This is a genomic window from Marvinbryantia sp. (assembly GCF_047017445.1).
Classification (GTDB): Bacteria; Bacillota; Clostridia; order Lachnospirales; family Lachnospiraceae; genus Marvinbryantia.
On sequence record NZ_JBKXTT010000028.1, the window covers coordinates 1 to 12,068 of the forward strand.

The 12,068-nt window shown below is 46.7% G+C and carries 7 protein-coding genes and 1 pseudogene; 4 read left to right on the top strand and 4 right to left on the bottom strand.

The window, feature by feature from the left end; genetic code table 11:
* Positions 1–183 precede the first annotated feature (183 nt).
* The 4 genes from ACLU9Q_RS19220 to ACLU9Q_RS19235 all read left to right on the top strand — a co-directional run bounded on the left by ACLU9Q_RS19220 (position 184) and on the right by ACLU9Q_RS19235 (position 6,098).
* On the top strand, positions 184–1,266 hold the full coding sequence (locus ACLU9Q_RS19220; protein ID WP_296906644.1) for an acyltransferase: 1,083 nt from the start codon (positions 184–186) through the stop codon (positions 1,264–1,266).
* A 17-nt stretch (positions 1,267–1,283) separates the two neighbouring features.
* Positions 1,284–3,341, top strand: coding sequence for a beta-galactosidase (locus tag ACLU9Q_RS19225; protein WP_296839823.1), 2,058 nt, complete (start codon positions 1,284–1,286; stop codon positions 3,339–3,341).
* Between the two features lie 15 nt (positions 3,342–3,356).
* Positions 3,357–4,739 carry an MATE family efflux transporter gene (locus ACLU9Q_RS19230; RefSeq protein ID WP_412625851.1) on the top strand — a complete coding sequence of 461 codons (1,383 nt, stop codon included), beginning with the start codon at positions 3,357–3,359 and terminating at the stop codon, positions 4,737–4,739.
* 165 nt (positions 4,740–4,904) lie between these two features.
* Positions 4,905–6,098, top strand: coding sequence for an ATP-binding protein (locus tag ACLU9Q_RS19235; protein ID WP_302592208.1), 1,194 nt, complete (start codon positions 4,905–4,907; stop codon positions 6,096–6,098).
* 100 nt (positions 6,099–6,198) lie between these two features.
* On the opposite strand, the gene ACLU9Q_RS19240 is transcribed toward ACLU9Q_RS19235, so the two are convergent.
* The 4 genes and pseudogenes from ACLU9Q_RS19240 to ACLU9Q_RS19255 all read right to left on the bottom strand — a co-directional run bounded on the left by ACLU9Q_RS19240 (position 6,199) and on the right by ACLU9Q_RS19255 (position 11,306).
* Complete coding sequence (locus ACLU9Q_RS19240) at positions 6,199–8,730, bottom strand: ABC transporter permease (RefSeq protein WP_302592207.1); 2,532 nt, start codon at positions 8,728–8,730, stop codon at positions 6,199–6,201.
* Between the two features lie 149 nt (positions 8,731–8,879).
* Positions 8,880–9,545, bottom strand: a pseudogene (locus ACLU9Q_RS19245) (ABC transporter ATP-binding protein); the annotation flags it as partial.
* A 152-nt stretch (positions 9,546–9,697) separates the two neighbouring features.
* The gene (locus tag ACLU9Q_RS19250) at positions 9,698–10,597 is read right to left on the bottom strand and encodes a sensor histidine kinase (RefSeq protein ID WP_302592206.1); all 900 of its coding nucleotides are present in this window, start codon (positions 10,595–10,597) and stop codon (positions 9,698–9,700) included.
* A gap of 34 nt (positions 10,598–10,631) precedes the next feature.
* Positions 10,632–11,306 (bottom strand): response regulator transcription factor, encoded by a 675-nt coding sequence (locus ACLU9Q_RS19255; RefSeq protein WP_302592205.1) that lies wholly within the window; start codon positions 11,304–11,306, stop codon positions 10,632–10,634.
* Positions 11,307–12,068 lie beyond the last annotated feature (762 nt).

Here is a 12,068-nt window from a genome sequence, read left to right on the forward strand (position 1 = left end):
AGCACTTGACTTTTAATCAAGTTGTCCGGGGTTCGAATCCCCGATGCTTCATGATCAAAGCACTGATTCCTTTGAGTCGGTGCTTTTTTTATACCGGAAAGAGTTTATGAAAAAGCCATAAAAAGCTTCCGCAGGGTGAGTGAAGCATATTTTTTGAAATAAGTAAGAGGGAAGATATACGATATGATGAAAAAAGAAAGAAATTACGGTCTGGATATGCTGCGCATGATATGCATGTTCCTAATTGTCAATCTGCATGTCCTTTCACCGGGAGGAGCGATGGCGCGTATGCAGGGAAATGAGAGCACATACTACGCCTGCTGGTTTCTGGAAACCTGCGCTTACTGTGCGGTAGACTGCTACGGTATTTTGTCCGGATACGTCGGTATTACCGGCAGGCATCGTCCTGCACGGCTTCTGGAGCTGTGGCTGAATGTCTTTTTCTATTCCGCCGGAATTACACTTCTTTACTGGATTGCCGCGCCTGATCTTTTAATGGAAAACAGTCTGTGGAAAGCAATTTTTCCGGTTTCCTGGGGAACCTACTGGTATTTCAGTGCGTATGCCGGATTATTTATCGTAATGCCTTATCTGAATAAGCTGGTCAACGCTCTGGACGAAAAGGAACGCAGACGCATGATGCTGGTGATGTTTTTGCTGTTTTGTGTCGTCACAGCAGTGCCGAAGGTTAATCAGTCAGATTTTTTGCAGTTAGTGGGCGGTTACAGCTTTGTATGGCTGGTTATTTTATATCTGTTTGGCGCCTGCATCCGCACCTGCAGCTTTAAAAGATGGAAAAAGTATCAGTACGCCTGCGTTTATTTTGCATTGACGGCATTTTCCTGGGCGTTTAAAATAGTGGTAGAAAATCATACCAGAAAAGTGTTCGGTGAGCCGCGGTTTGGCAGGATGTTTACCGGATACACGACGCCGACGATTTTTTTATCTGCGCTTTGCCTTTTTCTGATTTTTGAAAATGTAAAGATCAGGAAAACGTGGCTGAAAAGGATTATTATGACGGCGTCTCCGGTGGCGTTTTCCGTCTATATTATACATACGCATCCGCTGATCTGGGAGAATATCATCAAGGGAATATCTGCAAATCTTGCTTTTAGGACATGGTGGGCTGCAGTGCCCGGTGTTCTGGGAATCGCGCTGTGTATTTATATTTCGTGCAGTCTGATCGATTATGTCAGAAAAACAATATTTGATCTCTGTGGGGTGAGAAAGCTCACAGAACGGATATTTCATTCAAACAATACTTAGAAATAGGGAGAAAAGCTATGCGCAGGAAACAAAATTTTCAGTGGGACAAAATGACGATGGGAACCTGCTATTACCCGGAACATTGGGATAAGGATCTCTGGCGCGGAGATCTGCAGCGTATGAAGGCGGCGGGAATCTCAACGGTCCGTGTTGCGGAGTTTGCATGGAGCAAGGTGGAACGGGAAGAGGGATTTTTTGATTATACCTTTTTTGATGAATTTCTGGATTTGTGCCAGGAAGAAAAAATGAATGTAATCTTTGGAACGCCAACGGCAACGCCTCCGGCATGGCTGACGGAAAAGTATCCGGAGGTATTGAACGGCAGAGAGGACGGCGTGTTGTACCGCCATGGAGCGAGGCGTCATTATAATTATAATTCCGGGAAGTATCAGGAGTTATCGGCAAGGATCGTTGAGAAAATTGCCAGTCATTATGCAAAGCATCCGGCGATCATCGGCTGGCAGATCGATAACGAGCTGAACTGCGAAACAAGTGAATTTTATTCTGAAGCGGATTCGCTTGCTTTCCGGAAATTTCTGAAGGAGAAATATCACACACTGGATGCGCTGAATGAGGCGTGGGGGACGGTATTCTGGAACCAGACCTATACGGCGTGGGAGCAGATTTTCGTGCCGCGGCCGTTGCTGAATGAGGGCTATAATCCGCATATGCATCTGGATTATTTCCGGTTTATTTCTGAGAGTACGATCCGCTTTTGCCGTATGCAGGCGGATATTATCCGGAAATACAAAAAGGAAACGGACTTTATCACCACGAACGGTATTTTCTGGAATCTGGACAATCACCGGATGATGGATGAGTGTCTGGATGTGTATACCTATGATTCTTATCCGAGCTTTGCCTTCGGGCTGGGCTGCGACCCGCAGAATTCGAAGGATTTAAATGACCGTCACTGGTCGAAAAAGCTGACGGAGACCCGCTCTGTCTGCCCGCATTTTGGCATTATGGAGCAGCAGTCCGGCGCAAACGGCTGGACGACCAGAATGGAAGGACCGGCGCCGCGTCCGGGACAGCTTACCCTCTGGGCAATGCAGAGTGTGGCACATGGCGCGGACTATATTTCCTTTTTCCGCTGGCGCACCTGTACGGTGGGAACGGAAATCTACTGGCATGGCATTCTCGACTATGATAACCGCGACAACCGCAAACTGGCGGAGGTAAAGGATTTTTACAAAAAGCTGGAAACGCTGGATGAGGTGTGCGGCGCAGAATATACGGCGGCATTTGGCGTCTTAAACGATTATGATAACTGCTGGGATACGAATGTGGATGTATGGCATAAAAGAGTACAGCAGGCGAGTGAGGAAGAGATTTTTGCGGCGTCGCAGATATATCACACGCCGTATAATGTGATTTATCTGCAGGAGGATATCGCGCTGGAGGACCTGGCAAAATATCCGCTGCTGATTTATCCGCATCCGGTTATTATAACAGAGAAACGCGCGGCGCTTCTGCGGGAATATACAGAGCAGGGCGGCACGCTGATAATCGGCTGCCGCAGCGGTTATAAGCAGGAAAATGGAAAATGTGTGATGTTGCCGCAGCCGGGGCTTCTGCAGGAGCTGACGGGGTCGGATGTGACGGATTTTACATTTGCCAGTCCGGCGGAGCCGCCCGTCTGCGCCATGTGGGATGACGGCAGGACAATGGACATGCCGGTGTTTCATGATATCATGCGGCCGCTTAAGGGTGCGCGCGTGCTTGCCTCCTATACGGACAGCTATTATAAGGGTGCGGCGGCGCTGATTGAAAAGAAAAACGGGAAAGGAAAAGCACTGCATTTTGGAAGCACCTTCTCCAGAACAAATATGGAGATGCTGCTTGACTATGCGGGAGTGCTGCGTCCGTTTGCTGATCTGCTGGAAGTTCCCAAAGAGGTGGAAATCGTGCAGAGAACCAAAAACGGCAGTCGTTACCTGTTTGTGCTCAATTATATGCAGACTGCACAGAAAATAAACCTCAAAGAAGAGATGCTTCTTTTGTATGATGGAACGCGGCACAAAGGAGAAGTAACGCTGCAGCCCTTTGAGACGGCGGTATATAAGGTTCTGTAAAGAAGGATTGCACATATGAAGCAAGTGGATTTTGAAAATGGAAAGATAGCACAGAATATTGCCAGAACAGCGTTTCCTATGCTGATTGCGCAGGTTTTAAGTCTGCTTTACAGTATTGTGGACAGAATATATATCGGAAGGATTCCGGGAGAAGGGACAAGCGCCCTCGGCGCGGTAGGTCTGTGCTTTCCTGTTATTATTTTAATTACCGGCTTTACGAATATGTTTGGCATGGGAGGCTCCCCGCTTTTTTCTATGGAGTTGGGAAGAGGAAATAAGGAGAAAGCGGAAACGATCATGAATACGTCTTTCCGGCTGCTTGTGGTGACGGCGCTGGTTATCATGGCGGCAGGAGAGGTGTTTGCGGAGCCGCTTCTTCGTCTGTTTGGGGCTTCGGATAATGCTATTGGCTATTCGGTAGTTTATCTTCGCATTTATCTGACGGGAACCCTGTTCTCTATGGTTACGACGGGCATGAATCCTTTTATCAATGCCCAGGGATTTCCGGGAATCGGTATGCTGTCGGTGGTCGTTGGGGCGGTGCTCAACCTGATACTGGATCCGTTTTTTATTTTTGTGCTGGAAATGGGAGTCAGCGGAGCGGCAGTGGCTACAGTGATATCCCAGGGCTGTTCTGTAATTGTGGTGGCCCGCTGTCTTTTTGGCAAAAAGCTTGAACAAAGGATTTATTTTCGGAAAGTATCCCGGATTCGGGATTATTTTCCTTTCGCTGGAGATATTGTGGGTCTTGGGACGGCTCCCTTTATCATGCAGTGCACTAATTCGCTGGTGCAGATTGCCTGCAACAGTGTGCTGATGACTTTCGGCGGGGAAATCTATGTGTCTATTATGACAATCGTCTCCTCTGTGCGGCAGATTCTGGATACCCCGGTCATGGCGGTAGTGGAAGGAACCTCACCTATAATAAGCTATAATTATGGAGCCAGGCGGGCTGCAAATGTGCGCAAAGCCATTGCTATCATGATGGCAGTCACGGTTCCCTATACCTTTATTGTATGGATTATGATATTATGGAGACCGGAAATGTTTATCTCCATATTCAGTTCAGATAAGACATTACTTTCGGATGCTATTCCGGCGCTGCACCTGTATTTTTTTGCGTATATCTTTCAGGCGCTGCAGTACAGCGGACAGACCGTGTTTAAGGCGCTGAACAAAAAGAAACAGGCAGTGTTTTTCAGCCTTTTCAGAAAGGTAGTTATGGTCATTCCGCTGACGTATCTGTTTCCTTATGTGTGTGGATTCGGGGCAGAAGGGGTATTTATGGCTGAGCCTGTGTCCAACATCATTGGAGGGCTGGCATGCTTTATTACGATGTTATGTATTGTTTTGCCGGAGCTTAAAAAAATGGAAGCGGGAAATAAGAAACTCTTATAAACTTATTTTGCTATAACAAAACAAAATAGAAAAATGCAATCTTATTTTGTTTCAACAAAATAAAACGATAAAAATAGAAAAATATTTCGTTAGAACAAAATAAAAATTGATTTTTAAAGTTTATTTTGTTATAATTAGGGTACACTGATAATGGAGGTGTATCCTATGATTAAAAGAGAAGATTATCTGGTAAGAATCCGCCCATTTTATGAATCCGACCTGGTGAAGGTCATTGTGGGAATCAGAAGATGCGGAAAATCCGTTCTTTTAAGACAGATTGCGGAAGAATTGCAGGAGAAGGGCACAGAGCCGGATCATCTGCTGTATATCAATTTTGAGGATCTGGAATTTGGTATGCTGCAGACGGCAATGGACCTGCACCGGTATATCAAAGAAAAAATAAAAGATTCCAAAAAATATTATCTGTTTTTTGATGAGATTCAGAATGTAGAAGATTTTGAAAAGGCAATCAATTCATTCCGGGCGACCATGAATGTGAGCATTTTTATCACCGGCTCCAACAGCAGACTGTTATCCGGCGAGCTTGCCACGCTCTTATCGGGGCGTTATGTAAGTTTTCAGATTTATCCTTTCCGTCTGCGCGAGGTCTGCGAGCTGAAAGGCATTGCAAAAGAGCAGCTTACAGAGGATATCCTTCTTGATTATGTGATATGGGGCGGTATGCCGCAGCGGTTCCAGTTTCAGACAGAGGCGGAAACAAAAGTATTTCTCACGGATTTGTATAATTCCATCGTGCTGCGCGATATTGTGCAGCGGAATAAAATAAAAGAAGTGGATGGACTAAACCGTCTGGTGGAATATATGGTGACAAACACCTCCCAGACCTTTTCGGCAGTGTCGATTACGAAGTATTTTGAAAGCATCAACCGGAAAATTTCTACGGAAACGCTGTACGGCTATCTGGATGGAATCGTGTCGGCGATGATTATGAAAAAAGCGGTGCGGTATGATATTCGTGGAAAAAAGATTCTGATGAGAATGGATAAGTACTATCTGACAGACACCGGGATCGGAAGCATAAAAAATACTGGCTTTAAGCGTGAAATCGGAGCAATGCTGGAAAATGTCGTCTACAATGAGCTGCTGACGCGCGGCTATGAGGTTTATGTAGGAAAGACGCCGAAGGGAGAAATTGATTTTGTGGCAATCAAAGACGGAAAAAAGGAATACTATCAGGTGACGTATCTGCTTGCAGCGGAAGAGGTGATAAAACGGGAGTTTGAAGCGTTCTCCCATGTTGCCGATAACTATCCGAAATATGTGATTTCTATGGATAAGTTCGATTTCTCCAGAGAGGGAATTATCCACAAAAATCTGGTGGATTTTCTGATGGAGTAGCAGGTAATCCCCGCCCGGCAGGGCGGGGTGTTATGCCGGGCAGAGCTTACCTGTGCCATATATTATGGAGATTACCTGCGTCTGCCGGGCGATGATGGAGTTATTGCTGCCGGATGCGTTCCACCACGCTTTCCCGGTTCATTTTCCGGAACTGGACTTTTGGAATTGCCCAGGCGATGAAGAGCAGCACCGGAATCATCAGCGCGAAGGGGAGAAAGGCATACAGGGGGATGGCTCTGTCTGTAAATCTTCTGCTGTACAGGAAGGTGAGGATGCCCGCCATGATGACAGCGCCGCAAAGGTAAAAAAGACCTTCGAAAACCAGCATTCCAAGAAGCTGTTTTTTGGTCATGCCGACCGCCTCTAAAAGAGCCAGCTCTTTTTTCCGGCTGATGAGAGAGGTGGCGGTGGTGTTGTAAAAATTCATGATGCCGATCAATGCGAGCACGAAGGCGAGCAGACCGCCGATGATGTAATATTTGCTGAGATACCGGTTAAAATCCTTCTTTAAATCAAGAACAGACGTAAACTGGAAGGTATCATCCTCCGTCAGAATAAGCTCTTCTATATATTGCTGCACCTTTTTCTCCTGTCCCGGTATGGCGTTTATGATAGCGCGCATGGCAGAATTATCCCCGGTGCAGACGATGTATTCGGTATCAGGGACATAGACCTTTACAGAAATCAGTTCCGTGTAAGGAAAGTCCAGCAGATACGGCAGCATTGCTTCCTCCAGCACCTCATACGTCTTTTCCTCACCGTTTTGGCAAGTCATCGTCAGGGAGTCTCCCTTTTTATAGTAATAATCTGTTTTATCAACATAGTAATTGTAGGGATAATTCACAATCACATATTGTCCGCTCTGAAAATCTTCCCAGGAGGCAGGTTCTCCTCTCCAGTCAAGCTGGTCAAAGACTGCTCTGGAAATTCCCATATAAAGTACGGGAATCTGGTTGGAGGCGCTGATTTCCTGCCAGGTCTCATCCCAGTCATAGCCCCACTGCTCTAGATATTTATCTGTAATGCGCTTATAGGTTTTGCGCAGGTGTTCCGGCATGGAAAGCGTCTTTCTGGAAAAATAGGTGTAACCGGTTTCCTGCGCATAGGGGCAGACATCCAGCGTCTGGCGGATTTCGGGCGAAATTGCATGAAAATCGGCGAAATCAGCGGTGCTGGTCAGCTTGCTGAGCTGAAAATCAGCAGCAAGATAGAGGTCGCTGATATCTTTAAAATTGTGGCGGCTGATAAGAATACCTGCGACATTCAGAGTCGTAAGCGATATGGCGATGGACAACATGACAATAACGCCCTTTTTCCAGTTGCCGCTCATATTCTGCAGCGCCATTCCCGTGCAGGAAACGGAGAAATTCTTTTTATTTTTCCTGCGGGTCTGCGGATTTTCCGCCAGACGCAGCGCCTCCACAGGCGATACCCGCGCTGCGATGCGGCACGCCTGCAGAACAGACAGATAGACCGTAAGCAGCGAAAACGCAGCCGAAAAAAGGAAAATCAGAGGATGGGCGGTGGATACCGTTTCTGTTTTTTCGTTCAGCGAGGCGGTCAGAACGGGGATTAGCAGTACACCGGCGATATAACCTGCCGCCAGCCCGATGGGAATGCCGGCGGCGGATAATACCAGCGCCTGCATACGCACGATTTTCTTTAGCTGTTTTCCGGTGGTACCGACATTTTTCAGCAGACCATAGGTGCGGATATCATTTTTTACGGAGATATTGAAAATATTGTAAATAATAAGATAGCCCGCCAGAAGGATGACAACCAGGAAAGCCGCTATGGAGGAAACGGAAATTCCGCCCTCCCCGCTGAAAGCGATTTCATAGGCAGGACTTATGGAAAAGCCGTTGCTGCTGCGCCCGCTTTCGGATAAGCCGGACAGCGTATTTAAGGTGCGGATGTTTTCGGAAATGGTCCGGGTATTTTTAAACCACACGGCGTAGGAGAAGACATTTCCGAAAATATTATCCGAAGTGTCGGACGCGCCATCTAAAGCGTCAGAAGCAAGTTTTTCCTGTGCATAGTCCTCTGAGACCCACGCAAACTGGTACTGCGATACGAGGTCGCCCTTCCAGTAGCCGCAAAGTGTGAAGGTTTCTTCTTCCGGCGCGCCATCGGAAATGGAAACCGGCAGCGTTATTTTTTCACCGGTTTTGTGAGAAATTCCCAGGGCGTCAAGTATGGTGGTGCTTACGGCGATTTCGTTCTTTGTCTGCGGCATACGCCCCTGTGTGGGCAGGGCAAAACGATTGCGGGCGCTGTTTTCGTCGCCTGCATGGAGCTCCAGAAGATAAGGAAAATTTTCTCCGAAGGCAATTCCGAGAAATATATCTTTGCCGTATTTTTCCACGAAGGAAGCATCCTTCAGAACAGTCTCCGCCCGCTGTCCCTCTTCAGAAGAAAGCTGCTGGATGATAGCGTGACAATCTGTGATATATTTCTTTTTGTTTGTTTCAAGCTGCGAGAGAAACAGGGAGCCTGCACCCGTAAAGAGTGTGGTAAAAAGCGTGGATGTTAAAATAATTGCCAGGATGGCGATGAAATTCCGCGCCCGGTTTATTTTCAGAAATTGTTTTGTGAGAAACCATAAGGTTTTGCGGTTTTCTACTTTTACCATGTGCGTCACCTCCTGTCAGAGCTCTCCGGGGAGACAGTCGTTAAATCCGGGTGCCGGGAAGCAGGCAGATGTTGCGCTGCGAAACCGTCATTTTCCAGGGAGAAATTCATCTGGTCAGGGTGCCTGTCTTTTTCGGGGCGCGGCGAGCTGCCGGAGGTGAGATGTCCGTCCTCAATGCGAAGAATGCGGTCGGCGAGCTGCGCAATTTCCTCATTGTGTGTAATCATGATTATGGTCTGGAAAAATTCTTCACCGGTAATTTTGAGCAGTCCCAGCACATCCTGGCTTGTTCTCGAATCAAGATTTCCGGTCGGCTCATCCGCGAGCAGAAGGGCAGGCTTTGCCGCAAGCGCACGGGCGATGGCGACGCGCTGCTGCTGTCCGCCGGAGAGCGCGTTCGGCAGGCAGGAGAGTTTCTGGTCCAGACCGAGTATTTCCACAATTTTTTGGAGATAGTCCCTGTCCGGTGTCTTTCCGTCCAGTTTTACCGGAAGAATAATGTTTTCCCAGACATTCAGCATGGGAATAAGATTGTACATCTGAAATACAAAGCCGATGTTGCGGCGGCGGAAAATAGTGAGCTGCTCGTCGGTCATGGCGCCGAGTTCCTGTCCGTCAACGAAAACCCTGCCGGAGGTGGGAACGTCCAGACCGCCAATCATATGCAGAAGCGTGGATTTTCCGCTGCCGGAGGTGCCGACAACTGCCGCAAATTCCCCCTTTTCTACAGTCAGGTTTACATTTTCCAGAGCGTGGACAGCCGTGTCACCGCTTCCGTAAATTTTGGTAAGCTGTGTTGTTTTTAAAATATCCATAAGAACCTCCTCTCATTGTATGAGACATTCTGTATATCCGGCAAAACCCGGAACAGAGCGCAGACCTGCGTCATATCGGTTTCTGTCAGATATTCATTTGTGAGTATATATTAGCATGGGAATATCTCCGGGAGGTTTCTACAAGGTTACAGTTATGAGACATTTGGCAGAAATACAGAAAATACGGACCCGGCTCCTTTTTGGGAGCTTACTTTTATATAGCCCTTCTGCATACGGAGAATTTCTCTGGAAAGATACAGCCCGATTCCGGTGCCTGGCTCGTCCTCCACATCCATACTGCGGTAAAACCGTGAAAAAATACGGTTAAGCTCCTCCTCAGCAATGCCGATACCGTTGTCTGCGATATCAAGACGGGTGAAAAAGGAATATTTTTCTGAAGAAATGCGGATATGTCCTCCAGGTGCGGTATATTTAATAGCGTTATCCAGAATGTTTCCGACTGCTTCGCGCGTCCACCGGAAATCAAAAACGGCAGAAAAGGAGGAGGGGATAATTTCAAGAGCAATTTCTTTTTCTACGGCTTTTGCCTCAAATTCCTGGCGCAGAGCATCGAAAAGCTGCCCGATATGTTCTTCCTTTGGATGAACGCTGATAATGCCGTTTTCCATGCGCGACAATTTAACGAGTGACTGAATCAGAAAATCCAGCTTCTTTGTCTGCTCACAGATAGTGTCGATTTCTGGGGATGGTCCGGCGGTATGCTCCTTTAAAAGGTCGGCATACAGCATGATATTGGAAATTGGCGTCAGGGTCTGGTGGGCAATATCGGAGATAAGGCTCTGGATAACTTCCTTTTGCTGCAGGCGGTTTCCGGCTGAGAGCTGACTGTCATTTAAAAATTTTTTCAGACTGTTCTCCAGTGCAGAAAATTTTGTCTCGGAGATTTCGCTGCGCTGCAGGCTGCCGGCGGATGCGTCATCCACCATTTTCTGCAGACGGGCAAGAAGCCGCCGCTCGCGGCGGGAAAATAATATGTACCAGAAAACGCCGGTGATAATACACACAGTAATAAGAGATAAAATAATCAGCATGTGATATGATTCCTTTCTGCAGACAGGGCACTGCTCAGACTGCCCACATATATCCGATACCATATATGGTTTTAATATATGCGGGATTCGCGCTGTCGTCCTCCAGCTTATCTCTCAGCCGCTTGACGGCGACTGTCAGAGCATGCTCATCTACATATTCGGTGTCGCCCTGCCAGACAGTATCGATTAAATAGCTCCGGCGGATGGCGGCGCCTCTGTTTTCTACGAGAATGCGCAGCAGGCGCTGCTCCGTTTTGCTCAATTCAATGTGCTGTCCGTTTTTGGAAAACAGCATTTTATCAAAATCAAAGATAAATTCATCGATGGAAATGCCGCTGTCTGTTTTTGTGCAGTCCCGAAGCTGCACGGCGGCACGCGCCCGCAGAACCATCAGGCTGAACGGTTTTGTGATGTAATCGTTGGCGCCCGCCTCCAGCCCGGTAACGATGTCAAGTTCCATATTGTTTACGGTAATCAGTATGATGGGCGTGCGGCTTTTTGCGCGTATTTCCCGGACAAAATCAATGCCGCTGCCGTCCGGAAGATTGACGTCGAGAAGAATCAGGTTGAGACTGTTTTCCTGTAGGCACTGCCGTGCCTGCGCAAGCGTGCGGCAGGGAAAGAAGATGCGCCCCGGCTCCTTTAGGGAAAGGCAGATGCCCTCGTTCAGTTTTTTATCGTCTTCAATGACAGCAATTTTTATATCCATTCTATTCCTTTCCGGAACCGGTCTGGCCGTCTGTGATGTTCCTGAGAGAATATTTCGGAAGGTCAAACCGGTCCACATCGTAAACCAGCCGCTGCGGACTTCCCTCGCGGGAGAGCATTAAAGTCTGTCTGTTCTATAAGAACGGGCTTTGCAGCAATATAGATTTTTGCAGGCAACAGGGCAGCCTGGCGGAACTGTTACCGGGTTTTCATAAAAATATCATAGAGTAAAATCATAAGATTGACAATGGTTTTGGGTTATTTTTTTCTTGAATAAATAATTATTACAAACTATACTTGATTTATACTAACAATAAGTTTTTATATACAAAGCGAATAAAAAGGAGAAATGAATGGGAAGGAATATAAATATTATTACTGATATTGATGGAAATAAGGTTGTAATGATTAATAGTATTATTTTTAATTGTACATGTTGGTTCGGATTTTCCGGATGAATATGCAAATTCTAACTATACGCACAGACTGAAAGGGGCAAGTGCAAAGGCAAAAGCCAACGCAATACAGGGATTGCCGGAATTAGTAGAAATTTCAACGAAAAAGGAATTTCAGGAAAATCGGAAAAATAAGCACAGAAAAGATGCTCAATATGGATGGTACAGATATGAATCCCGGTTTGCGTTACCGGTCTTAACAGAAGAAGGCAGGGTGGAAAGATAGAAAATATTATCTGTATGATATTATGGAAATAAAACCTGCTAAGAAAAGTCAATAGTTTTTTGCAGATTTTTAGAATATTTTT

Excerpts from the sequence above, each read along its gene's own strand:
- ACLU9Q_RS19225 (WP_296839823.1), top strand. The coding sequence starts at position 1,284 with ATGCGCAGGAAACAAAATTTTCAGTGGGACAAAATGACGATGGGAACC.
- ACLU9Q_RS19250 (WP_302592206.1), bottom strand. The coding sequence starts at position 10,597 with ATGCTGATTATTTTATCTCTTATTACTGTGTGTATTATCACCGGCGTT.
- ACLU9Q_RS19255 (WP_302592205.1), bottom strand. The coding sequence starts at position 11,306 with ATGGATATAAAAATTGCTGTCATTGAAGACGATAAAAAACTGAACGAG.
- ACLU9Q_RS19240 (WP_302592207.1), bottom strand. The coding sequence starts at position 8,730 with ATGGTAAAAGTAGAAAACCGCAAAACCTTATGGTTTCTCACAAAACAA.
- ACLU9Q_RS19230 (WP_412625851.1), top strand. The coding sequence starts at position 3,357 with ATGAAGCAAGTGGATTTTGAAAATGGAAAGATAGCACAGAATATTGCC.
- ACLU9Q_RS19220 (WP_296906644.1), top strand. The coding sequence starts at position 184 with ATGATGAAAAAAGAAAGAAATTACGGTCTGGATATGCTGCGCATGATA.
- ACLU9Q_RS19235 (WP_302592208.1), top strand. The coding sequence starts at position 4,905 with ATGATTAAAAGAGAAGATTATCTGGTAAGAATCCGCCCATTTTATGAA.